21 protein-coding genes and 1 pseudogene are annotated in these 24,077 nt (G+C 63.6%); 11 read left to right on the top strand and 11 right to left on the bottom strand.

The window, feature by feature from the left end; all coding sequences use genetic code 11:
- Positions 1–92: 92 nt before the first annotated feature.
- Positions 93–497: a hypothetical protein gene (locus C2U30_RS14885; protein ID WP_010672394.1), complete on the top strand. Its 405-nt coding sequence runs from the start codon at positions 93–95 to the stop codon at positions 495–497.
- 93 nt (positions 498–590) lie between these two features.
- On the opposite strand, the gene C2U30_RS14880 is transcribed toward C2U30_RS14885, so the two are convergent.
- The 8 genes and pseudogenes from C2U30_RS14880 to norV form a co-directional block, all read right to left on the bottom strand.
- Positions 591–1,811, bottom strand: a complete 1,221-nt coding sequence (locus tag C2U30_RS14880; protein ID WP_045522578.1) for an aromatic amino acid transporter — start codon at positions 1,809–1,811, stop codon at positions 591–593.
- A 198-nt stretch (positions 1,812–2,009) separates the two neighbouring features.
- A pseudogene (locus C2U30_RS14875) lies at positions 2,010–3,223 on the bottom strand (aromatic amino acid transporter).
- 69 nt (positions 3,224–3,292) lie between these two features.
- Complete coding sequence (gene tnaA / locus C2U30_RS14870) at positions 3,293–4,759, bottom strand: tryptophanase (protein WP_010672391.1); 1,467 nt, start codon at positions 4,757–4,759, stop codon at positions 3,293–3,295.
- A 203-nt stretch (positions 4,760–4,962) separates the two neighbouring features.
- Positions 4,963–5,034: a tryptophanase leader peptide gene (tnaC, locus tag C2U30_RS23190; protein WP_223302601.1), complete on the bottom strand. Its 72-nt coding sequence runs from the start codon at positions 5,032–5,034 to the stop codon at positions 4,963–4,965.
- Between the two features lie 189 nt (positions 5,035–5,223).
- On the bottom strand, positions 5,224–6,441 hold the full coding sequence (locus C2U30_RS14860; protein WP_103244012.1) for a 4Fe-4S binding protein: 1,218 nt from the start codon (positions 6,439–6,441) through the stop codon (positions 5,224–5,226).
- Between the two features lie 119 nt (positions 6,442–6,560).
- Positions 6,561–6,902, bottom strand: coding sequence for a DUF1971 domain-containing protein (locus tag C2U30_RS14855; protein ID WP_103244011.1), 342 nt, complete (start codon positions 6,900–6,902; stop codon positions 6,561–6,563).
- 51 nt (positions 6,903–6,953) lie between these two features.
- The gene (norW, locus tag C2U30_RS14850) at positions 6,954–8,120 is read right to left on the bottom strand and encodes an NADH:flavorubredoxin reductase NorW (RefSeq protein WP_103244010.1); all 1,167 of its coding nucleotides are present in this window, start codon (positions 8,118–8,120) and stop codon (positions 6,954–6,956) included.
- A complete protein-coding gene (gene norV / locus C2U30_RS14845; RefSeq protein ID WP_045522587.1) occupies positions 8,117–9,601 on the bottom strand; it encodes an anaerobic nitric oxide reductase flavorubredoxin in 1,485 nt (494 codons plus the stop codon). The genes norW and norV overlap by 4 nt, the downstream gene beginning before the upstream one ends.
- A gap of 170 nt (positions 9,602–9,771) precedes the next feature.
- Between norV and norR the strand changes: the two genes are divergently transcribed.
- Positions 9,772–11,298, top strand: coding sequence for a nitric oxide reductase transcriptional regulator NorR (gene norR / locus C2U30_RS14840; protein ID WP_103244009.1), 1,527 nt, complete (start codon positions 9,772–9,774; stop codon positions 11,296–11,298).
- An 83-nt stretch (positions 11,299–11,381) separates the two neighbouring features.
- Here the strand turns inward: norR and C2U30_RS14835 are convergent, their stop codons facing one another.
- Complete coding sequence (locus tag C2U30_RS14835) at positions 11,382–12,386, bottom strand: substrate-binding domain-containing protein (RefSeq protein ID WP_010672385.1); 1,005 nt, start codon at positions 12,384–12,386, stop codon at positions 11,382–11,384.
- A 435-nt stretch (positions 12,387–12,821) separates the two neighbouring features.
- Here C2U30_RS14835 and C2U30_RS14830 point away from each other — a divergent pair, with 435 nt between their 5' ends.
- From C2U30_RS14830 to C2U30_RS14805, 6 genes are all read left to right on the top strand, one after another.
- Positions 12,822–13,943: a branched-chain amino acid ABC transporter substrate-binding protein gene (locus C2U30_RS14830; protein ID WP_039041003.1), complete on the top strand. Its 1,122-nt coding sequence runs from the start codon at positions 12,822–12,824 to the stop codon at positions 13,941–13,943.
- A gap of 66 nt (positions 13,944–14,009) precedes the next feature.
- A complete protein-coding gene (gene livH / locus C2U30_RS14825; protein ID WP_010672383.1) occupies positions 14,010–14,936 on the top strand; it encodes a high-affinity branched-chain amino acid ABC transporter permease LivH in 927 nt (308 codons plus the stop codon).
- Between the two features lie 82 nt (positions 14,937–15,018).
- A complete protein-coding gene (locus C2U30_RS14820; protein ID WP_039041002.1) occupies positions 15,019–16,287 on the top strand; it encodes a high-affinity branched-chain amino acid ABC transporter permease LivM in 1,269 nt (422 codons plus the stop codon).
- The gene (gene livG / locus C2U30_RS14815; RefSeq protein WP_103244008.1) at positions 16,284–17,057 is read left to right on the top strand and encodes a high-affinity branched-chain amino acid ABC transporter ATP-binding protein LivG; all 774 of its coding nucleotides are present in this window, start codon (positions 16,284–16,286) and stop codon (positions 17,055–17,057) included. The genes C2U30_RS14820 and livG overlap by 4 nt, the downstream gene beginning before the upstream one ends.
- Positions 17,058–17,067: 10 nt before the next feature.
- Positions 17,068–17,769, top strand: coding sequence for an ABC transporter ATP-binding protein (locus C2U30_RS14810; protein ID WP_010672380.1), 702 nt, complete (start codon positions 17,068–17,070; stop codon positions 17,767–17,769).
- An 82-nt stretch (positions 17,770–17,851) separates the two neighbouring features.
- Positions 17,852–18,697, top strand: a complete 846-nt coding sequence (locus C2U30_RS14805; RefSeq protein WP_103244007.1) for a helix-turn-helix transcriptional regulator — start codon at positions 17,852–17,854, stop codon at positions 18,695–18,697.
- On the opposite strand, the gene C2U30_RS14800 is transcribed toward C2U30_RS14805, so the two are convergent.
- Positions 18,676–19,269 (bottom strand): LysE family translocator, encoded by a 594-nt coding sequence (locus C2U30_RS14800; RefSeq protein ID WP_010672378.1) that lies wholly within the window; start codon positions 19,267–19,269, stop codon positions 18,676–18,678. The genes C2U30_RS14805 and C2U30_RS14800 overlap by 22 nt on opposite strands.
- Positions 19,270–19,432: 163 nt before the next feature.
- Between C2U30_RS14800 and glpE the strand changes: the two genes are divergently transcribed.
- Both glpE and glpG read left to right on the top strand, forming a co-directional pair.
- A complete protein-coding gene (gene glpE, locus C2U30_RS14795) occupies positions 19,433–19,756 on the top strand; it encodes a thiosulfate sulfurtransferase GlpE (protein WP_005307320.1) in 324 nt (107 codons plus the stop codon).
- Between the two features lie 29 nt (positions 19,757–19,785).
- Positions 19,786–20,619, top strand: coding sequence for a rhomboid family intramembrane serine protease GlpG (gene glpG / locus C2U30_RS14790; protein WP_029313427.1), 834 nt, complete (start codon positions 19,786–19,788; stop codon positions 20,617–20,619).
- A gap of 399 nt (positions 20,620–21,018) precedes the next feature.
- On the opposite strand, the gene C2U30_RS14785 is transcribed toward glpG, so the two are convergent.
- A complete protein-coding gene (locus tag C2U30_RS14785; RefSeq protein ID WP_103244006.1) occupies positions 21,019–23,436 on the bottom strand; it encodes a VolA/Pla-1 family phospholipase in 2,418 nt (805 codons plus the stop codon).
- A gap of 301 nt (positions 23,437–23,737) precedes the next feature.
- Between C2U30_RS14785 and ubiK the strand changes: the two genes are divergently transcribed.
- A complete protein-coding gene (gene ubiK / locus C2U30_RS14780; RefSeq protein WP_010672374.1) occupies positions 23,738–23,995 on the top strand; it encodes a ubiquinone biosynthesis accessory factor UbiK in 258 nt (85 codons plus the stop codon).
- The last annotated feature ends 82 nt before the right edge of the window (positions 23,996–24,077 follow it).

Genomic DNA, 24,077 nt, shown 5'->3' with positions numbered 1-24,077 from the left:
CCGCCCCATCATTTCGATGGAGTCGCGTCATCGTTCAGGCATATCTTCCCCTTGAGGCCCGTGCCAGGGCCCGATCACAGGAGCAATACATAATGAAAAAAGCAGTAACGGCCGCCTTGCTGGCCATGATGATGGCGGCCTCGGTTCAGGCGGCAGACAAGGTGACCACGGTGCCGGTGCACTTCGCCAAAGGCGCGCACAGCGCCAAGGTTGACGGCACCTTCTCCGGTTATGACACCATCAACTACACCCTGGGCGCCAAAGAAGGCCAGACCATGACGGTCGCCATCACCGGCAGCACCAATGCCAACTTCAACGTCTTCGCGCCGGGCGCCATCCCGGGTCAGGCCGAGGCACTGGGCGGCGGCAACGTGGACACAAAATGGCAAGGCACCCTGCCCAAGTCGGGCAAGTACCTGATCCAGGTCTACCAGATGCGCGCCACCGCCCGTAAAGGCGCCAAGGTCCCCCACTCCCTGTCGGTCGGCATTCAGTAACCGACGCCAATATTGCCTGTGTGACAAGCAAGAAGGAGCCCATGAGGCTCCTTCTTTGTCATTGTGTGCTGGCACTGCGACCCGGGTAACGGCTCAGCCCTTGTAGGCGGGCAGCAGGTCCACCATGTTGAGCAGGTGGAAGGCGGCGGTCAGCACGCCGAACAGGATCACCAGGACGATCATGAAGAGGCCACCGGGGGCGCGGAAGCCCTCGCCACCGTCTTCGCGCCGGGCCGACCGCACCTTCCAGGCCAGCAGAGGCGGGATGATGCAGGTCCACAGGGTCGCCACGGCGCCCGCATAGCCGATGGCCACCAGGAAGCCGAACGGGAACAGCAAGGAGAGCACCAGGGGCGGCAGGAAGGTCACCGCCCAGGACTTGGCGCGGCCACCCCGGCTGTTGTCGAACTTGAACAGATCCGCCAGGTAGTCGAACACCCCGAGCCCCACCCCGATGAAGGAGGAGAGGATGGCCGCCATGGAGAAGGCGTTGAGGGCGCTGGCCACCGCCTTGGACTCGATCACCGAACCGAGAGCCTTGAGCAGGGCATCCACGTTGCCCCCCTCCGCGATCACCGGGCCGAACTCGCTGCGGGGCAGGTTGCCAAAGACGCTCACCAGCCAGATGAGGTAAAACGCGAGCGCGATCAGGGTGCCCCCCAGAATGGCGCGGCTGGCGCGACGCTCTTCACCGTAGTAGGCGCGCATGGAGGAGACCGAATGGTGGTAGCCGAACGAGGTGAGCGCCACCGGCAGCATCACCAGGGCATAGGGGGCGTAGCTCACTTCGCTGCCCACCCGGTCGAGCAGCAGATCGAGGCGCACGTTCATCGACAGGCCCGAGATGCCGAAGGCAAAGCTCAGCCCCATCAGGATCACCAGCAACACCGAGATGCGGTCCACCGCCCGGGTGGAGTGCCACACCAGCAGGGAGAAGGCTAGGGTAAAGAGCACGGACGCCCACTGGCTGCCCATCCCCGTCATGCCGTCGATGATGAGACCGGCCGAGGTGATGTAGGCATAGAGCAGGATGCCGCCGACGAAATAAACGCTGAGATTGTTGAGGGCGTTGACCTTCTCCCCCAGCAGATCCCGCGTCACGGTATCGAAGGAGACGCGCAGGGGATAGCCCCGATAGGACTCCAGCAGCATCCAGCCGGAGACCGTCATCACCACCATGGTCAGTGCCACCGCGAGCATGGACCAGAGGGTCCAGGCGCCCGCCCCCGCACTCGGCAGCCCCAGCATGCCTGCCCCCACACAGACGCCGGCAATGATGCATGCCCCGCCCACCAACGATGGTTTCTGTTCCATTACTCCCCCAAACGGATTGTCGACTGGTCACGGCACACCGCCGTGCTTCTCCTGCGTTCGCCACTGCTGGCGCCGGGGGACTTTACCCTGCATGCCTTCGGGTATCAAATCCGGAGGGAAAATGGGGGGAAACGGGCCGGATCCTGCGCCCCATCCGTGGAATATGTTCGGGATGGGGCCAGGTTCAGCACACCAGGGTCAGCCGGTGTAGACGGGCAGCAGACCCGCCATGGCCATCAGGTGGAAGATGGCGGTAAGCACCCCGAAGACGATGACGGCCACCACCATGGGCTGGCCACCGGGGGCCTTGAACCCCGCCTCGTCCGGGGCCAGCTCCCGGGACTTCTTCGCCAGCAGGGCCGGGATGATGCAGGCCCAGACGGTCGCCGCGGCCCCGGCATAGCCGATGGCCACCACGAAGCCGAACGGGAACATCAGGGAGAGCGCCAGGGGGGGCAGGAAGGTCACCGCCCAGGATTTGGCCCGCCCCCGGCGACAGTTGTCGAACCGGAACAGATCCGCCAGATAGTCGAACACCCCAAGCCCCACCCCGATGAAGGAGGAGAGGATGGCCGCCATGGAGAAGAGGTTGATGGCCTGGGAGACCTGCCTGGACTCGATCACCGAGGCCAGCGCCCCCAGCAGCACATCCACGTCACCCCCCTTGGCGATGACGGGGCCGAAGGCGGAACGAGGCAGGTTGCCGAAGATGCTGAGCAGCCACAGCAGATAGAGCGCCAGGGCGATCAGGGTCCCCCCAGGATCGCCTGCCTGGCTTTCTGCTCCTCGCCGTAATAGGCGCGCATCGATGCCACCGAGTGGTGGTAGCCAAACGAGGTGAGCGCCACCGGCAACATGGCCAGGGCGTAAGGGGCGCGGCCCAGCTCCTCGGCAAAGGAGTTGAACAGCTTGGCGGTGTCGACCTTGCTGGCAAGCCCGGAGACCCCGAACACGAAGCTCAGCACCATGAAGACGATCAGGACGACCGAAATCCTGTCCACCGCCCGGGTCGAATGCCAGACGAACCAGGAGAACACCAGCACGAACAACACCGAGGCCAGCTGGCTATTGATGCCCAGCAGGCCGCCCAGGATGAGACCCGACGAGGTGATGTAGGCATAGAGCAAAATGCCGCCCACGAAATAGACGGTGAGGTTGTTGAAGAGATTGATCCTGTGACCGAGCAGATCCTTGGTCACCGAGTTGAAGGAGGCGGTCAATGCGTAGGGTTTCAGGGCTTCCAGCAGCATCCAGCCTGAAACCGTCATGACGACCATGGTAAGAATGATGGCGAGGGTTGACCAACTGGTCCAGGCCCCGGCTCCCGCGCTCGGCAGCCCCAGCATGCCAGCACCGACACAGACGCTGGCAATGATGCAGGCCCCTCCGATGACGGACGGTGTTGATGTCATGTGTGTCACTCCAAATCTTTCACAGAGCAGTGAAAAAAAGGGCACAGAAAAATCTGTGCCCCTGACTCGTTATGCTTCTATCAATTTTTTCTGCGTCTTGCCGGCTGACGGGTCGTTATGCTCGACCTCTTTCAGTCTGGCGGTGAAGTGGCGCAGCACGGCCGGCTCGTAAATGAAGTCCAGCCCCTTCACCCGGTGGGCGTTCTTCTTCACCTCGCCGAAGGCCTCGATGACAAAGTCCATGTGGGTCTGGGTATAGGTGGCACGGGGGATGGTCAGGCGCAGCAGCTCCGCCGGGCAGGGGTGCTGCTTGCCGGTGGCGGGGTCGCGCCCCAGCAGCAGGGAACCTATCTCCACCGCGCGGATGCCGGCGACCTTGTAGAGCTCGCAGGCCAGGGCGTGGGCCGGGAACTGATCCGCCGGGATGTGGGGCAGCAGCTTGCCCGCATCCACGAAGGCCGCATGGCCCCCCGCCTGCTGGCACACCACGCCGATGGCCTCCAGCCCGTCCACCAGGTACTGCACCTGGCCGATGCGATAGGCCAGCCAGTCCTGGCGCATGCCGTCCCGCAGGCCCACCGCCAGGCGCTCCATGGCGCCCCCTTCTAGGCCGCCATAGGTCGGGAAGCCCTCCTGCACCACGCACAGGGTGCGGCACTCGGTGTAGACGTCCAGCATGCTGTCATCCTTGAAGCACAGCAGCCCCCCCATCTGCACCATGGCATCCTTCTTCGCCGACATGGCGAGGCCGTCCGCGTACTTGTAGGACTCCCTGGTGATCTCCTCGATGGTCCAGTTCGCGTAGCCGGGCTCCCGCTGCTGGATGAAGTAGGCGTTCTCGGCGAAGCGGGCGGAGTCCATGATGACCGGGATGTCGTACTTTCTGGCGATCTCGTACACCGCCTTCAGGTTGGCAATGGAGACCGGCTGCCCCCCGGCGGAGTTGCAAGTGATGGTGCTGACGATGTAGGGCACGTTGGCGGGGCCCGCCTCCAGGATGGCCTCTTCCAGCTTCACCAGATCGAAGTTGCCCTTGAAGTCGGCGGTGACCGAGGTATCGAACGCCTCCCTGGTGTAGACGTTCTTCGCCACGCAGCAGTTGATCTGGGTGTGGCCCTGGGTGGTGTCGAAGAAGTAGTTGGAGAGGGCCACCATCTTCTTGCGATCCAGCCCCTTCTCCTGCTCCCGCTTCTTGATGAGCACGGGGATGTAAATCTGCTCGGCGCCGCGCCCCTGGTGAGTGGGGATGGTCAGGGAGTAGCCGAAGATCTCCTGCACCGCCTGTTGCAGGGCATAGTAGCTGCGGCTGCCGCTGTAGGCCTCGTCACCGCGCAGCATGGCGGCCTGCATGTCCTGGGTGATGGCGCCGGTGCCGCTGTCGGTCAGCAGGTCGATGAAGACGTCTTCGCTGTCCAGCAGGAAGGGGTTCATGCCCGCCCGGACAATGGCCTCTTCCCGATAGGCACGGGTGGTGCGCTTGACCGGCTCGATGACACGAATACGGAAGGGTTCGGGCAGATGCTTGAAGTTTTCCATAATATAAACACCCCAGATTTAAATATTCAGAATGAGTCTCTTCCCCCGCCGAAAATAGAATGTCCGGCAGGTGGGAAATATTGGGAAATAGGTGCACGACATCGCCTCGCCAGAATAAACAGGCGAAGATAGGTGCAGCTATTTCAGTTCAGGAATGGAGGCGGGCTCGTGGCATGGCAGGCATGCCGCGCCGCCGCGAGGAATTACAGCGGGAAGAAGAACGCGATCTTATGGTCCAGGGTAAACCACTTGGGATAGCTGACCTTGATATTCATGTTGTTGCTCATCCAATTGATATTAACAACGCCAAATAACAGCACCCATTATGGTGGGGAGCGCTATATGATCAATTGCAATATGAGCAAAGTGGGATGGCGCTAACAATTTGGCGGGGGATTTTTATACAGCTTATTATCGCCAATCCGAAAGATCCCCCCATCATCCACCTTTTGCCCTTTCCCCCCTCAGTGGGTCAACCAGGGCAGCCGCTGCAACAACTCGTAGCGGTCAGGGATCGGTGTCTGGCTGACCCAGAGATCCAGCAAGCCGTAGGAGAGCAGCGGCAACACCAGCAGCAACAGACAGAGCAGCCCCAGCAGTTGGCGGGGGGCGAGTCGCTGCCCTTGCGTGCCAAGATGCAGGGCATCGGCCCGCTTGGGGCAGGCGGCCACGCAGCTCTGGCAGCTGGTGCACTCGAGGCTCTGCACCGCGATGAGCTGGTGCACCTGGATGCGCGAGGGGCAGGCCCGGCTGCACTTGTCGCAGTCGTGGCCCAGGCTTCGCAGGCAACGGGCCGGGTCACGGCGAATGCGCAGCGGGGTCAGCAGGCCGAGCAGGGCCATCCAGGCGCCATAGGGACAGAGGTAGCGACAGAACCCTTGCCGAAAGGTGGCGGTGAGCAGCAGCACCCAGCCAAGGCACAGGCCCGAGATCAGGGTCAGGTTGAAGAAGAAGGCCCCCATCTTCATGTCCGCCGCCTGATGGTAGGGGCTGGCGAGGTAGCCGGGCAGGGCGGCGGCGGGTACCGCCAGCAATATGATGAAGAGCAGAAAACCGAGCACCAGAAACTTCTGGCCGCGCAACACGGCATCGAGCCAGCGCGGCGGGGTCCACTCCCCCGGCAACAGGCGCGAGCGCAGGCCGTGCAGCCACTCCCCCACCAGCCCGAGCGGGCAGAACCAGGCACAAAACGCCCGACCCAGCAGCAGGGCCGACAGGGAGAGCACCAGCACGGTGACGGTGGCCGCCGGGTGATGGGGGTCCGTCAGCCCCTGCCCGAGCCAGGCCCGCAGCCCGAGACCACCGGCGATGGGCAGGAAACCGTCCACCACGTCGGGGCGCACCAGCCAGGGAACCGTCCCCCGTGCCAGCAGCCAGATATAGACCCCATATTGCACCGACACCAGCAACCAGCAGAGCAGCAGCAGATGACGCGCCCACTCCCGCAGCGGCTGACTGCCCAGCTCGTCCAGTGCGGGGAAGGGCTGGATGCGATGAAGCAGGCTGAGACTGCCGACCACCAGCCCCAGGCCAAGCCAGAGGCTGACATCTGCCGCCGCCAGCCAGGCAATGACCAGCACTCCGAGGGAGAGTCGAGATGACCAGCCCGGCCCCGTTTTCAACACCAACAGGACCAGATAGACCAGTCCGGCCACCATGGTCATCGCCTCAATCACGCTCATGCATCCTCCACTGCGTACACCCGATCTGGCGGCAATGATAACCAACATCTGAGTTGATTATTTTGATCTGCATAGGCACAGGGGGAGATTCGGGCCAGTGCCCCTGCCCGCGATTGAGCCTATGCCTTGCGGCTGTGGAACAGCGGCTGGTCGGATTCGGCCTGCTCGGCCCAGAAGTGGATGTTGAAGCGGGCATCCTCCGACAGCTCGACCCTGTGCCAGTACCGGGGTGGGCTGGTGGCAAACTCCCCGGCCCGGATCACCAGGCTCAGCTCGGGCTCTTCGGCCTGCTCATCGGCAAAACCGTGATAGGTGACGGTGCCCTCCATCACGCAGAGCTGGCCGAACACCCCGGCCGCGGTGTTGTGGTGGGTGAGCAGGGCCTGGGGCACATTCTGGCGGGTGAAGAAGGGGGTGGAGCGGCGCACCACCCAGTGAGACGGGATCAGTTGCATGGCCATATCGGTTCTCCTCAGATGGCCGGGTCGACCCGGCCAGTACAATGAAAGGGGTTAACGGGGCAGCTGACGCAGCAGCGGGAAGGCGGCGCTCATCTGGTCGCCCCCCACCACGAAGCCGCACAGCTCGCCGGCTTGGTCGCGCGCCTCGGCCACCATGCCGTGGCTGTTCCAGCGGCACTGCCAGGCAAGATCCTCGCCCCGGGTGCGACCGGCCAGTTGCAGCGGGTAGCGCGGCGTCTTCACCTTCACCAGCATGGGGGGCAAAGTCAGCGGGGTCGGCGTCCCGAGCAGGGTGCGCGCCAGCGCATTGGCCCCCAGCACGATGGGTTGCAGGAAGGGGAGCAGCTGGCCCTGCCACTGGGCGCAATCCCCCAGCGCGAAGATATGGGGGTCGCTGGTCTGCAGCCGATCGTCGACCAGGATGCCACGCTCCACTGCCAGCCCGGCCCCGCGGGCCAGGGCCAGATTCGGCCGCAGGCCGATCGCGGCGATCACCAGATCCTGCTCGCTGATGCGGCCATTGGTCAGGGTCACCCGCCAGCCATCCCCCGGCTGGGCATCCATCCTGGCGAGACCCGTCCCGAACTGCAGGCTGACCCCCTGGCTGCGTAGCGCCTGTTGCAGCGGCTCGGTCAGGGCGGCGGGCAGCAGGGCGCTTAAGGGGCTGTCGGCCAGATCCACCAGCGTCACCTCTTTTCCTGCGCTCGCCATGTCCATCGCCAGCTCGCAGCCGATGAGCCCCGCCCCCAGCACCAGGATGCGGCGGGCCTGGCGCAGTTGCGCCTCGATGGCGGCGAACTCCTGCTGGCTGTTGAGGGTGACCAGGTGTTCGCTGCCCGGCAGATCGGGGCGCGCCGCGCTCGCCCCGGTGGCCAGCACCAGCTTGCCGTAGGGGAATTCCCCCTGCTCGGTCAGCACCAACCGCCTTGCTGGGTCGATGCCATGCACCGGGCAGTGGGGCAGCAGCGCGATGCGCTGCTGCTCGGCAAAATCGCTGCCGCTCTGGCGGGTCATGGCCGCGGCAGGGCAGCCCCGACTCACCACGTGGCTCAAGTCGGGCTTGTTGTACTCGTCACCGCTGTCGGCGGTGATGAGGCGGATGGGCTGCTCGGCATCCAGCTTGCGCAGGCTCTTGACCAGCTGCTGGGCGGCGAAGCCGCTGCCGATCACCACTATCTCCCGGCTGATGCCGGCGTCACTCTGCGTTGCTGCGCTCATACACAGACCTCCACGGCGCAGGGTTCAAATACCTCCTTGCCGATGCCGCAACCCGGGCAAAGGAAACTCTCCGGTACCTGGGCCCAGGGGGTGCCCGGCGCCACCAGCTGATCCGGCTCGCCCAGCGCCGGGTCATAGACCCACTGGCAGACGGTGCAGAGCATGGCCTGGTCATCGTCCCATTCGGCGGCGGCCGCTGCGGCTTGCGGCTCAACAGCAGGCATCGCGAGGACGGGCGTCACGGTTGTCTGGGTTGTGGTGATCGGGCGGGGTGCGTCCAGCGGGTGCAACGCCCACTGACGGGCGAGCTGGCGGCCATGCTCGCGGCATTCGGCCAGCGCCGAACCATCCGGGCGCCACTTGGCCTTGAGGGAGATGCTGATGTCAAAGCCTGCGTCCATCAATCGGGTCTGGATCCGGTCCACCGCACCGCCGGTCCAGCCGTAGCTGCCGAAGGCCGAGGCACGCTTGTTGCGAAAACGCAGGCCGGTGATCTCCTCGAGCATGCCCGCCACCTTGGGCATCATGACGTTGTTCATGGTGGAGGATCCCACCAGTATCCCCTTGGAGCGGAACACCTGGGTCAGGATCTCGTTCTTGTCGTGGCGGGCCACGTTGTAGATCTTCACCGCCACGCCGGGGTCCACCTCGTGGATGCCCTGGGCGATGGCGTCGGCCATCATGCGGGTGTTGTTGGACATGGAGTCGTAGAACAAGGTGATGCGATCTTCCTGATAGTGGTCGGCCCACTCCAGGTATTTCAGGATGATCTGGGTGGGGTCCTCGCGCCAGACGATGCCGTGGGAGGTGGCCACCATGCTCACTGGCAGGTTGAAGCCGAGCACCTCTTTGATCTTGGCTGTCACCAGGGGGCTGAAGGGGGTGAGGATGTTGGCGTAGTAGCGCTGGCACTGCTCCATCAGCTCGCTCTGATCCACCTCGTCGTTGAACAGGTGCTCGTCGCAGTAGTGCTGGCCGAAGGCGTCGTTGGAGAACAGCACCGCGTCCTCGGTCATGTAGGTCATCATGCTGTCGGGCCAGTGCAGCATGGGGGTCTCGATGAACACCAGCTGCTTGCCGTTGCCGATGTCCAGGCTGTCACCGGTCTTGACCGGGTGGAAGTTCCACTCCGGGTGGTGATGATGGCCGGTGATGGAGTCGATGGCGTTGTGGGTGCAGTAGATGGGGGTGCCGGGAATGCGGGCCATCAGCTCGGTCAGGGCGCCGGCGTGATCCTCCTCGGCGTGGTTGATCACCACGTAGTCGATGGCGGCGAGATCGATCTCGGCCGCCAGGTTCTGCACGAACTCCCGGCTGAACTTGTGATCGACGGTGTCGATCAGCACGTTTTTCCCTTCGCGGATGAGGTAGCTGTTGTAGCTGGTGCCCTTGTGGGTCTTGTACTCGGTGCCGTGGAAGTCGCGTACCTCCCAGTCCCGTTGGCCGACCCAGTGGATGTTGTTCTTGACGTGAATGCTCATCAGGCAGTTCCTCGAATGCAATAGTGGATGTTCAACTGAACCAGCTATTGCAGCGGACGTGCCAAATTGTAACCCATTGTTTTTAATGGCTTCGCATGTCACTCGTTGTCATTAAGACACCACACCTTTATAGTCAAAATCACAAACATACTGTCATTTGGACAATTATCGTGATCTCGACCGACAGCCTGGCGCGCATCGCCCTCGACCTGCAACTCGGCATCTCCCATCAGGACCGCTTCCACCGCCTGATCCAGAGCGTGCGCAGCCTGCTGAACTCGGATGCCTCGGCCCTGCTGCGCTACGAGGGGGGCCAGTTCATCCCGCTGGCCATCGACGGCCTGATGCAGGACGTGCTGGGGCGCCGCTTCGCCCTCAAGGATCACCCGCGCCTCGAGGCCATCGCCCGCGCCGGGGATGTGGTGCGCTTCCCTGCCGACAGCGCCCTGCCCGACCCCTATGACGGCCTGCTGCCGGATCACGACGACTTCAAGGTACACGCCTGCGTCGGCCTGCCGCTCTTCTCGGATCAGGCGCTGATCGGCGCCCTGACCATAGACGGCATGAACCCGACCCAGTTCGACGGCATCAGCGACGAGGAGCTGCGGCTGGTGGGGGCTCTGGCCGCCGCCGCCCTCGACAACGCCCTGCTGCTGGAGCGGCTCGCCCGCCAGAGCAGCGAACCCCTCGCTCCCTCCACCCAGAATGGGCCGGGCCAGCCCGAGATGATTGGCCGCTCCCCCGCCATGGCCCGGTTGCGCCACGAGATAGACGTGGTGGCAAGCTCCGAGCTGAACGTGCTGATTTTGGGGGAGACCGGGGTCGGCAAGGAGCTGATCGCCAAGGCGGTGCATGGCGGCTCGCCCCGCGCCCATGCCCCCCTGGTCTACCTCAACTGCGCCGCCCTGCCGGAATCCGTGGCCGAGAGCGAGCTGTTCGGCCACGTGAAGGGGGCCTTCACCGGCGCCATCCACAATCGGGCGGGCAAGTTCGAGCTCGCGGACAAGGGCACTCTGTTTCTCGACGAGATAGGGGAGCTCTCCCTGGCACTGCAGGCCAAGCTGCTGCGGGTGCTGCAATACGGCGATCTGCAGCGGATCGGTGACGACACCCCGCTCAAGGTGAATGTGCGCATCCTGGCGGCCACCAACCGGGATCTGAAACAGGCGGTGGTCGAGGGGCAGTTTCGGGCCGACCTCTACCACCGGCTGAGCGTGTTCCCGATCCACGCCCCGGCACTGCGGGAACGCCCGGGCGACATTCCCCTGCTGGCCGGTTACTTTTGCGAGCGCTGCCGGCTCGGCCTGGGGCTGGAGCAGCTGCGTATCCAGCCACAAGCGCTGCAACTGCTCGAGCGCCACGACTGGCCCGGCAACGTGCGGGAGCTGGAGCACGCCATCCACCGCGCCGCCGTGCTGGCCAGGGCCGAACAGGGCAGCCCCTCGCCGACCCTGAAACCCCACCACTTCAACCTGGGGGCGACGGGCTCATCCCTGCCCGCCGACACCGTCAGCCAGCCCGCCTCCCCGGCCATTGCCGGCCTCGGCCTGCGCGCCGCCACCGATCTGTTCCAGCGCCAGCTCATCGAGCAGACCCTGACGGCCCATGACGGCAACTGGGCCGCCACCGCCCGGGCGCTGGATCTGGACGGCGGCAACCTGCACCGCCTCGCCAGGCGGCTCGGCCTCAAGGCCTGACGCCCCCAGATTCGAGAGGGGCCCAAAAACAGAAACCCCCTCGCTGGCGAGGGGGTTTCTTGTTCATGGCACCCGTGGCGCCGTCAGCGCAGGGACTTGACCGAGCGGCGGACGATGAGCTCGGGCTGCACCGTCATGGACTCCACTTCCAGCTCCTTGTTGCGGATCCGGCTCACCAGTTGCTGCACCGCCAGCAGACCGAGCTCGGCCTTGGGGTGGCGGATGGTGGTGAGCGGCGGGCTGGAGAAGCGCGCCATCTCCACATCGTCATAGCCGATCATGGAGATATCGTCCGGCACCTTGACCCCGGCCTCCCAGGCGGCGCAGATGGCACCGATGGCCATGGGATCGTCGAAGGCAAAGACCGCAGTCGGGCGAGGGGTGAGGGCCAGGATGCGCTGCATGGCATCGAAGCCGCTCTGGCTCTCGTAGTCCCCTTCGAAGATCTGCTCTTCTTTCAGGGTCATCCCCTGTTCAGCCAGGGCATCGCGCACCCCGTCCAGCCGTTGCTGGGTAGTCGGCTTGGCGAGATGGCCGGTGATGCAGACGATGTTGGTGTGGCCCTGCTCCAGCAGATGGCGCACCGCCAGACGCGCGCCGATGCGGGCGTTGTCGTTGATCACGTTGGCGAAATCGCACTCGTTGCCCCAGTCCAGCACCACTTGCGGCACGTTTTTGTGGATACGCAGCATGTCCCTGAACTGGGTGTCGATATCGGTCCCCAGCACCAGCAGGCCGTCGACCCGCTTTTCCATCAGCATGCGCAGATAGTGCTGCTGGCGGGGCGGCTGGTTCTCGGTGTTGCACAGGATCAGGCTGTAACCCTGCTCGAAGCAGTAGGCTTCCACCCCCTGTACCACTTCCGCGAAGAAGGGGTTGGCACTGGTGGTCACCAGCATGCCAATGGTCTTGGTCGAATTGATCTTGAGACTGCGCGCCACCGAGTTGGGCGCGTAGTTCAGCTCTGCCACCGCCTCAAGCACTTTCTGGGTTGCGTCTTCGCTGACCCGACGGGTGTGATTGAGTACATGTGAGACGGTGGAGATGGATACGCCTGCGCGCGAGGCGACATCCTTGATAGTTGCCATCTCTGTCTCCTGAATAACAAAGGCGGAACAGTAGCAGATTTCCCGAATAAAGGCTTGGTTTTAACGGGCGCTGCCAGTGAATTATCAATGCTGGCTAATCTATGCGGTCATTTCTTTTTGCGCAAACGGATTTTGGTCAAAATGAGAGCGGACGCAGAATGAAATATCGTCAGTTTTTTACTCTGGAAATTGTCACCATGACAATTTGTTATGTGTATGTTGCACCACATTGACGACATTAAACTCCAGCAAACAGCAATAAACTGCGTGTTAGTTTCACAAAACCCCTCTCACACCTGCTCCGGTTAGTATCTTTAACATCTTGTTATTGCCCGGCGAGGAATGATAGAACCTTATCTATCGCCGGGCTGGCGGGACACAGGCTCGGAATGACGTGCATAAAATGAAACAATTCACTGATTAAGGGACGAATCAATGCATAACTTCAGCAAAATGGCAGTCAGAGCAGCGGTTTCTTTGGCTCTGTTTGGATCAGTTTCCATGGCCAATGCGGCCGATACCATCAAGATCGGCATCGCCGGCCCCCTGACCGGCCCGGTCGCCCAGTACGGTGACATGCAGTTCACCGGCGGCAAGATGGCGGTCGAGCAGATCAACAAGGCGGGCGGCATCAAGGGCAAGCAGATCGAAGCCGTCATCTATGACGATGCCTGCGATCCCAAACAGGCCGTGGCCATCGCCAACAAGGTAATCAACGACGGCGTCAAGTTCGTGGTCGGCCACCTCTGCTCCGACAACACCCTGCCCGCCTCCGACATCTATGAAGATGAAGGGGTCCTGATGGTCACCCCCGCCTCCACCAACCCCAAGATCACCGAGCGCGGTTACCAGCTGACCCTGCGTACCATCGGTCTGGACAGCGACCAGGGCCCGACCGCCGCCAAGTACATCATCGAGCAGGTCAAACCCCAGCGCGTGGCCGTCATCCACGACAAGAAACAGTACGGCGAAGGCATCGCCTCCAGCGTGAAAGCCGCGCTGGACAAGGCAGGCGTCAAGGTCGTTGCCTATGAGGGCATCACCGCCGGCGACAAGGACTTCTCCGCCCTGATCGCCAAGCTGCAAAAAGAGAACGTCGACTTCGTCTACTACGGCGGCTACCACCCCGAGCTGGGTCTGATCCTGCGCCAGGCTGGCGAGAAGGGTCTGAAGGCCAAGTTCATGGGTCCGGAAGGCGTGGGCAACAAGGACATCTCCGCCATCGGCGGCCCGGCTTCCGAAGGCCTGCTGGTGACCCTGCCGAACAAATATGACCTGGTGCCGGCCAACGCCCCCATCGTAGAAGCGTTCAAGGCCAAGGGGCAGGACTCCTCCGGTCCGTTCGTCTGGACCACCTACGCCGCCATGCAGGCCCTGGCGGCCGGTATCGCCAAGGCGGGCGAGGATGATCCGGCTGCCGTCGCTGCCGCCATCAAGGCCGCACCGATCGACACCGTGATGGGCCCCCTGACCTGGGCGCCGAACGGTGACCTGAAAGGCTTCGAATTCGGTGTGTTCCAGTGGCACGCCGACGGTACCTCCACTCAACTCAAATAATCTGCCGGTCGGGGTGACGTGAGTCACCCCTCCTTTCTTTGCGGGCAAGTACACAGGGAACGCGGTATGTCCGAACACCTTCTTTATCTGGTTCAGCAGTTGCTGAACGGATTGACCATAGGCAGCACCTATGCGTTGATCGCCATCGGCTACACCATGGTCTACGGCATCATCGGCATGATCAACTTCGCCCACGGCGAGGTCTACATGATCGGCTCCTATGTCGCCTTCATGGTGATGGCCGGGCTCATGATGATGGGCATCGACAGCACCGTGCTGCTGCTGGGGGGCGCCTTCCTGGTCAGCATCATCATCACCGGCAGCTATGGCTGGTCCATAGAACGGGTGGCCTATCGTCCACTGCGGGGCGGCAACCGCCTGATCCCCCTCATCTCCGCCATCGGCATGTCGATCTTCCTGCAGAACATGATGCGGATGGCCCAGGGCTCGCGTGACATCGCCATGCCCACTCTGATCTCCGGGGGCTGGACCCTCGGCGGCGAGGATGGCTTCCAGGCCAGCCTCTCCTACATGCAGCTCATCATCTTCGTGGTGACCTTCGTCACCATGCTGGCGTTGACCCAGTTCATCGGCCGCTCCCGCATGGGGCGTGCCTGCCGTGCCTGTTCCGAAGACATCAAGATGGCCAACCTGCTAGGGATAGACACCCACGTGGTCATCTCCATCACCTTCGTGCTGGGGGCCGCCCTGGCCGCCGTCGCGGGGGTGCTGCTCGGCATGTACTACGGTGTCATCAACCCCTATCTCGGCTTCATGGCGGGCTTGAAGGCCTTCACCGCCGCGGTATTGGGCGGCATCGGCAGCATTCCCGGCGCCGTACTGGGCGGCCTGCTGCTCGGCGTGGTGGAAGCGCTCACCGCGGGCTATCTCAGCACCGAGTACAAGGATGTGATGGCCTTTGCCCTGCTCATCTTCGTGTTGCTCTTCATGCCCACCGGCATCCTGGGTCGTCCGGAGGTCGAGAAGGTATGAAAAACCAATCTATGCATGCCCTCGTGCTGCTGTTCATGACCATCACTGGCATTCTCGGCCGTCCGGAAGTGGAGAAAGTCTGATGAAACGTCAATTTATCCATGCCTGCATCGCCAGCCTGGTGCTGCTGGTGCTCTCCTTCTGGCTGCTCGGCTTCAAGCTGGAGACCGATGGCTCCCGCCTGCTGGTGGTGAGCCGCCTCGATGTATCGCTGGCCTGGCTGCTGGGGGGCGCCACCATCGTCTTCTGGTTCCAGATGCTGCGCGGCCAGATAAGCCGGCTGTTCCAGGCCTCCATCAGCGGCTTCTCCGTCGGCTTCACCAAGCTGGTGCTGCCAAGCCCCGAAGAGGCCCCCAAGCTCTATAACCTCACCGCCGTGCTGGTGCTGCTGTTTGCGGTGAGCTGGCCCTTCATGGCCTCTCGCGGCGCCATCGATCTGGCCACCCTCACCCTGATTTACATCATGCTGGGGCTGGGACTGAACGTGGTGGTGGGCCTCGCCGGTCTGCTCGACCTCGGCTACGTCGGCTTCTATGCGGTCGGCGCCTACAGCTACGCCCTGCTCAACACCTACTTCGGTCTGAGCTTCTGGGAGTGTCTTCCCATCGCCGGTCTGCTGGCGGCCACCTTCGGCTTCCTGCTCGGGTTCCCGGTGCTGCGGCTGCGGGGGGACTACCTGGCCATCGTCACCCTGGGCTTTGGCGAGATCATCCGCATCCTGCTCAACAACATGACCACCCTGACCGGCGGTCCGAACGGGATCTCCGGCATTCCGAAACCGACTCTGGGGGGGCTGGAGTTCAACCGCACCGTCAAGGATGGGGGCTTTGGCACCTTCCACGACTTCTTCGGCATCGCCTACAACGCCAACCACAAGGTGATCTTCCTCTACCTGATGGCCCTGGTGCTGGTAGTGGCGACCCTGTTCGTCATCAACCGCCTGCTGCGCATGCCGCTCGGCCGTGCCTGGGAGGCGCTGCGGGAAGACGAGATCGCCTGCAAGTCCCTGGGGCTCAACCCCACCATCATCAAGCTGACCGCCTTCACCATAGGCGCCTGCTTCGCGGGCTTTGCCGGCAGCTTCTTCGCCTCGCGCCAGGGCTTCATCAGCCCGGAATCCTTCGTCTTCATCGAGTCGGCCATCGTTCTTGCGATTGTGGTGCTGGGGGGCATGGGATCCCAGATCGGGGTGGTGCTGGCGGCCATCGTGATGACGGTGCTGCCGGAGCTCGCCCGCGAGTTCAACGAATATCGCATGCTGATGTTCGGTCTCTTGATGGTATTCATGATGATCTGGCGGCCGCAGGGACTGCTGCCCATGAGTCGACCCCATATGGAGCTGCGTAAATGAGCAACAATCAACCATTGTTGGATGTCTCAGATCTGTCGATGCGCTTTGGCGGCCTGCTTGCGGTCAACGGCGTCAAGCTGGATGTGGAAAGGGGGGAGGTGATCTCCATCATCGGCCCCAACGGGGCGGGCAAGACCACCATCTTCAACTGCCTGACCGGCTTCTATCGCCCGAGTGGCGGTGTCATTCGCTACAAGGGTGAAGAGATCCAGGGGTTGCCCGGCCACCTCATCGCCCGCAAGGGCATAGTGCGGACTTTCCAGCACGTGCGCCTGTTCAAGGAGATGACGGCGGTGGAAAACCTGCTGGTGGCCCAGCACAGGCATCTCAATACCGGCTTCATCGCCGGCCTGTTCAAGACCCCCTCTTTCCGCCGTGCCGAGAAAGAGGGGTTGGAGCAGTCCGCCTTCTGGCTGGAGAAGGTGGGCCTCAAGGATCTCGCCAACCGCGCCGCGGGCAACCTGGCTTACGGCCAGCAGCGCCGCCTCGAGATCGCCCGCTGCATGGCGACCCGGCCCGAACTGCTGATGCTGGATGAACCGGCCGCAGGTCTCAATCCCAAGGAAACCGACGAGCTCAACGAGCTCATCTCCAACCTGCGAGACGAGTTCGGGGTCTCGGTGCTGCTGATCGAGCACGATATGAAGCTGGTGATGGAGATCTCCAACCGCATCTTCGTGGTCAACCAGGGCACCCCGCTGGCCCACGGCAAACCGGACGAAATCCGCAGCAATCCGGCGGTGATCAAGGCCTATCTGGGCGAGTCGTAAGGACAAAAAGATGTTAGAACTTCGCAACGTATCGACCCACTACGGCAAAATTCAGGCGCTGCACGACGTCAGCGTCGAGGTGAAAGAGGGGGAAATCGTCACCCTGATCGGCGCCAACGGCGCCGGCAAGACCACTCTGCTGATGACCCTGTGTGGCGAGCCCAAGCCCAGCAGCGGTTCCATCTGGTTCGAGGGGGAGCAGATAGACTCCCTCACCACCGCCCGCATCATGCGCAAGGACATCGCCGTGGTGCCGGAGGGGCGCCGCATCTTCGCCCGCCTCACGGTGGAGGAGAACCTGCTGATGGGGGCCTTCTTCGTCGACAAGGCGGAGCAGCGCGGCCTGCTGGATCAGATATTTACCTTGTTCCCCCGCCTGCACGAGCGGCTGGAGCAGCGGGCAGGCACCATGTCCGGCGGCGAGCAGCAGATGCTGGCCATCGGCCGCGCCTTGATGAGCAAGCCGCGCCTGCTGCTGCTGGATGAACCCTCCCTCGGATTGGCGCCCATCGTCATCCAGCAGATCTTCGACACCATAGAGCAACTGCGCCAGAAGGGGATGACCATCTTCCTGGTGGAGCAGAACGCGAACCAGGCGCTCAAGCTGGCGGATCGCGGCTATGTGCTGGAGAACGGCCGGGTGGTGCTGCAAGACACGGGAGAGGCCCTGCTGGCCAACCCCGCCGTCCGCCAGGCCTATCTCGGCGGCTGAGGATGCAGCAACCATCGTCACCCTTCCCCTGCCGCGCTCCCCGAGCCCGGCAGGGGAACAGCCCCCCGCCGAGGAGCACATTGTGAGCCGTGCGCGGGCGACGCAGGATCAGCACCACTTCTGGCACGATCCCGCCCTGCCCTTCATCGAGGCGCGGGCGGTGCAGGATGGCCGGCGCGTCTGCTATGACAAGCACAGCCACCCCCACTTCTCCATCGGTGCCATCACCGGCGGCCACAGCCACTACCTCAACCAGCGCAGCCTGCAAGAGGTCGGCCGCGGCAGCCTGGTGCTGATGAACCCGGAAGAGGTGCATGCCTGCAATCCAGTCGCTGACCAGCCCTGGTCCTATCTGATGTTCTACATCGACAACCTCTGGTTGCAGCGCCAGCAGGAGGAGGCCGGGCTCGGAAACGCGTTTCGCCCCTTCGACATGACCGCAAGCCGGGATCCCCTGCTCTACCAGGGGCTCTGCCGGCTTCACCGGCAACTGGTGGAGGAGCCGGATCCCCTGGCTCGCGAAGTGACCTGCCACCTCTTCAGCCGCCAGCTTCTGGCCAGGCTCACCCCGGCCAAGTGGGATGACCGCCCTCCCCGGCACCTGCAGCGAGCCGCCGAGCTGATGCAGGACGAGAGTGCCTGCGCCCTCACCCTGGCACAGCTGAGTGCGGTGGCCGGGCTTACCCCTTCCCACTTCGTGCGCGCCTTCAGCCGCCACTACGGCATGACGCCCCACGCCTACCTGCTCGATCAGCGCATTCGCCACGCCCGCACCCTGCTGCGCCAGGGGCAGCCCCTGGCGGAAGTGGCCCTTGCCAGCGGTTTTGCCGATCAGGCCCACTTCCAGCGCCAGTTCAAACGCCGGGTGGCAGCCACCCCGGGCCAGTACAGAGCGCAGCTCGCCCCTCAGGACGAGCGCACCAGATAGGCGGCGCTGAGCAGCAGCAAGAGCGCCATGGCCCGATTGAACCAGCGCAACCGGCGGGGAGAGACCAGCCACCCCTGCAATCGGCTGCCCGCATAGGCCCAGCAGGCGATGGAGCCGAGGCAGATCACCAGATAGATGCCGGTAAAGAGGGCGATCTGGCTCATGCCGCCCGCGATCCCATAGGCTCCCATCCCCATGCTGGCGGCGAGCCAGGCCTTGGGATTGAGCCACTGCATCAAGGCCCCGTACCAGAAGGCGGGGGGCACGCCCTCTACTTCCTCCACCTCGCCGCTGTCCACCAGCAACTGCCAGGCCATCCAGCCGAGAAAGAGCACGCCTCCCCAGTGAATGGCCCCCAGCGCCACAGGCCAGCGGGACAGGGCGCCGCCAAGACCCAGCCCCATCAGCAGGAGCAGCAGGATGAAGCCGAGGGTGGCCCCCACCACGTGGCGCAGGCTGGCCGTGAAACCGTACCGGGCGCCGGTGCCAAGGGCGACCAGATTGACCGGCCCCGGGGAGATGGACATGGCCAGGGCAAACCCGGCCATGGATAACAGCAGACTGAATTCCATGGATGATGCTCATTCAATTGAGGGAAGCCCGAGCCTACCCGGCCCGGGCGGCCCGATATTGAAGAAAATTGCGATCCCCTGGATGCCGCCTCCATTGCACACTTAGCGCAAACCGCCGCTTGCGGTAAACTGCCCTTCAACCTTCCATTTTCAGGACATCTCAATGGACCAGTTTGCCCATATCAGCGCCCATGATGCCCACCAGAAGCTGAGCGCAGGCGAAGCCCGTCTCGTGGACATTCGCGATCCCCAATCCTTCGAGACGGCCCACGCGGTCGGCGCCTTCCACCTCACCAACGGCACCCTGGTTCGCTTTATGAACGAGGTGGACTTCGATACCCCCGTCATCGTGATGTGCTATCACGGCAACAGCAGCCAGGGGGCGGCCCAGTACCTGCTGCAACAGGGCTATGACGAGGTCTATAGCCTGGATGGCGGTTTCGAGGCCTGGCGCAGGGAGTTCCCCATCCAGGCGGGGGACGCATGACAGAGGCGGGTCGCTCCTCCTCGACCGGCATGATCCAGCTGCTGGTGCTGGGCGACGCCCGCATGGCCCAGGCGCTGGTGGATTATCTCGCTACCCTGGGCATTCCGTGCGAGCTGACCCAGTCCGAGCTCGGCGTCTCGGTCTGGCTGGCGGACGAACGGCGCCTCGCCCAGGCCCAGCAGGAGGTCAAGCGCTTCCTGAGCGAACCCAATCACCCCCGCTACATGGAGGCCTCCTGGCAATCCGGCCATGCCGATGCCCGGATCGACTACAGCAAGGGGATGACGGATCCGGTCACCGATTTCCTCCACCAGGCGGGCCCCCTGACCCTGGTGGTCATCATCGCCTGCCTGGCCATCTACGCTCTGGATGCCATCGGCCTGCCCATCTTCGACGAGCTCGCCTTCCACCCCACCCTGGCCCAGTTCACCGACTGGCAGGCCTGGCGCTACGTCACCCCGGCCTTCATCCACTTCTCGGTGCTGCACCTGGTGTTCAACCTGTTGTGGTGGTGGTATCTCGGTGGCCAGATAGAGCAGCGCCTCGGCAGCGGCAAGCTGTTCATCCTGCTCATCGTCGGGGCTGCCCTGCCCAATATCGCCGAGTTCTTTGTCAGCGGCCCGCGCTTTGGCGGCCTCTCCGGGGTGGTCTATGCCCTGCTCGGCTACAGCTGGCTGCGAACCAGGCTTCAACCGGATTGCGGCCTCGCCATGCCGCCAGCCCTGATGGGCTTCATGCTGGTCTGGCTGGTGCTCGGCTTCCTGGACATGCTCGGCACCCCCACCGCCAACATGGCCCATTTGGTCGGCCTGCTGGTCGGTCTTGCCCAAGGCTGGCTGGACAGGCACCACAGGCCGGGGTGAGGCCTGGTTGCCGGCAACGGCTCGGCAACCAAAGCGACCACCAACATGGCTCACCTGGCGGGTCTGCTGGTCGGCCTTGCCCAAGGCTGGCTGGACAGGCACCACAGGCCGGGGTGAGGCCTGGTTGCCGGCAACTGCTCTGTAACCAAAGCGACCACCAACATGGCCCACCTGGCGGGCCTGCTGATCGGCCTTGCCCAGGGCTGGCTGGACAGGCACCACAGGCCGCGGTGAGGCCTGGTTGCCGGCAACGGCTCGGCAACCATAGCGACCACCACTGGCGGGTCTGCTGGTCGGCCTTGCCCAAGGCTGGCTGGACAGGCACCACAGGCCAGCCTGAGCCGATTTGCCATAAAAAAACGCCGCCCCAAGGGGCGGCGTTTTTATTGGTCGGCCGGCTTACTGCTTGAGCAGGCTGCCGTCGGTCACCTTGACCGCGGTACCGCCGCTTGCGAAGAAGCTGCCGAACTGGGTCTGCATCTCGGTGGTGACGGCGCCGGTCGGATCGAAGTTCTCGTCCGGTGCCAGCAGCGAGCTGTGACCCCCGGCCACGAAGCGGGCAGCTCTGTGGTTGGCGGCGCCGGTGGCGGTCAGCGGTTGCAGGGCCAGGACCTTGAACAGCGGCTCGGTGCCACCCAGCGGGGCGGTGGCGATGCTGTTCGGGATCACCCGATCCGACAGGCTCAGGGCGCCGTCGCCGACGATTTCGGTGGCAAACAGCGGGAAGTCCGCCGCGATGCCGCTCCCCAGGTTGATGGGGTCTGCCGAATCCAGCACCGACTGCGCCGCGAAGCTGTAGCTCTGCAGGGTGCTGGCCGCCGTGGCCTGGGTGGCCGCATCCTGGCTCGGCAGGAACTCGTTGACGAAGCAGGTCGGCACCGCCGTCTTGCAGTTCGGGGCGTAGGCGGTGAAGGCTGCCTTCAGGGCCGCACTGCCAGCGGTCAGCACGCTCATCTGGATGGTCGGACCGAAGGTCGGCGAGTTCAGCAACAGCGGCGCTATGCCGCCACCCGGCATGGCCAGGCCGCCAGTGTCGAACTTGAACAGGGCGTCTGCCGTCGGGTTGCCAACAGACTGGTTGGCCACCGCCAGCAGGTTGGCCCCCGCGATGGCACCCAGGGAGTGACCCAGGAAGTGTACCTTGAGGCTGCCTGCGGTGCCGATGGCGCCCTTGGCATTGGCCAGCCCCACCGCCAGACGCAGGCCCAGCAGATCCGCCACGCTCTGTTTCAGGTTGTCGCGGGCCACGGTCAGGTAGCTCAGGTTCAGGTAGGGGGTCGGGTTGTCGGAGGTGGTCACCGAGTCCATGCTGCCGGTCAGGGCGAAGCCGCGTTCACCGTGCAGGGGATGATCGATCACCACCACGGCCACGTTCTTGCTCGCCTGGGCACCGGCACCAATCTGGCCAAGGGCCAGGGCATAGGCGTTCTCCTTCACGGAGGTGACGCCGTGCTGATAGATGATCACGTCGGTGATGTTCGCCAGCGGCGCGGCAGCGAAGATCCGCATCGGGACGGACTGCACCTCTTCCAGTGCCGGCAGCGGGTTGAAGCGCCCGATATTCATCTCGGGATCCAGCGCCTTGCCGCCGGAGGTGAGGGTCACCCCGATCAGCTTGCTCGCCTCCGCCAGCAGCTCGGCCTGACGGCTCGGATCGGCGATGAGTTCGCCCAGCAGGGCCGGATCCACGCCCGCCCCCACCAGGCCGCCGATCACTTCGGCATCCTGGGCCTTCAGGGCGTTCGCAATTGCGTAGAGGCTGGGGATGGCACCGTGCCAGGACTGGGTCTTCGCCTTGTCCCAGGAGCCGGCGGTGGCCGGGGAGGAGAGGAAGTAGGGCAGCTTGACGGTACCGCTGTAGACGGTGGTACCCAAGGCCAGATTGTGGAGCGGAGTGCCGTCACCAAAAGCGGCGGCAATCGCATCCTTCTGCTCCTGGGGCAGGAAGTTCTCGGCGTCCAGCTGGGTCAGGAAGGGGCTGCCGCCGCTCACCGACAGGGTATAGGTGCCAGGCAGGCTGGTATTGCCCAAGGCGTCCTGCTTCCATAGGGCGGCGGCGTCCAGGGTCGGGCTCTTGAGCACGGATGCGGCCGCCCCTTTCACCGCCACCAGCACGTCGGCGCCGGACTGGGTACCGAACCAGTCGGAGAAGATCACGTGGTCGCTGGTGATGCCGGTGGCCGCCTTGAACAGCCCTTCCTGCAGCGCAATCAGGCCGCTGATGGTCTGCTCCTGGGCGTTGCTGCCGGTGCTGGTCTTGTAGTTGCTGTAGTCGCTACCCGGTCGCAGGGGGGCACCCGTGCTGTCTTTGAGGGTATCGGTCGCCACTATCATGTAGTAGGAAGAGGGGTTGAGCGGCTTGAGCGGCACCAGATTCAGCTTGCCGGTCGTCTCGGCCACCACGAAGTCCACCCCGTAGGTCAGCACCTTTTTCACGCCGCTCGGACGCAGGGCCGCACTGTCAAACTCCAGCTCCATCAGGTAGAGGGGTGCCACGGAGGCTGCGAATTCAGCAGCGGCCGGCGCCTTGACCAGGATGCCGGAGGCCGTCACCGGCACTATCTGGATCGCCTGGGTAGTCGACCAGCCATCCAGGGTGGAGAGGGCGGACACCGGGTTGGAGAGATCCGCCGTCTCCGTGGAGAATTTCAGGGTACCGTCGGTCGCACGGGCTGCCAGGGCGCTGGGTCGGACTGCATTGGAGCCGCTCAGCAGATAATCGAGATAGCTTGAGGTATCGCCTGTGTTGTCGTCACTGCCACCACAACCGCTCAGCAGCGCACTGACGACGGCCGCGTAAATTAGCTTTTTCTTCATATCCTTATCTCTTTTATGTTGTTATCCATGATGAGCCTGACGGGGTAGGGTTCAAACCCGACCGAATCATATTAACAGCAACGCAACAATTAATAAGCCTCTGGTCAGTCATCTGATCTGATTTTTTTGTGTACACCATCAAGGAATTGGAATTGATTCCCGGTGTCACAGGGTAGCAGCCAGGGTACATCAACCAGACCCGACCAGAGCCCGATGGGATCTATGGCGCAAAAAGCCGCCCCGATCTCGGCAAAGGGGACGATTTGTCGGTAGAATGGCGCCATTGCTTAAGGAGACCCCCATGATCGACCCGAAAAAACTGGAAGAGATCGCCAAACAGATACACAACGCCCTGCCCCCCGGCATTCGCAGCATGGGTGAAGAGGTGGAGAAAAAGACCCGTCAGGTCTTGCAGGCCCAGCTCAACAAGCTGGATCTGGTGAGCCGCGAGGAATTCGACGTGCAGACCAAGGTACTGCTGCGCACCCGGGAGAAGCTGACCGCCCTCGAGGCCAAGCTGGCCCAGCTCGAGCAGCAGCTCGCTGCCAAGGGCGAATGATCCGGCGTGACCCGCCGTAGATAGCACAAACCCCAGCCAGGCTGGGGTTTGTCGTTTTTATGGGGACAACGAGTTTCTCATC

Source organism: Aeromonas sp. ASNIH5, from assembly GCF_002902865.1.
In the GTDB taxonomy this organism is placed as follows: domain Bacteria; phylum Pseudomonadota; class Gammaproteobacteria; order Enterobacterales; family Aeromonadaceae; genus Aeromonas; species Aeromonas caviae.
The sequence above is the reverse complement of the archived record's forward strand: the minus strand, read 5'-3'. Positions and strand labels throughout refer to the sequence as shown.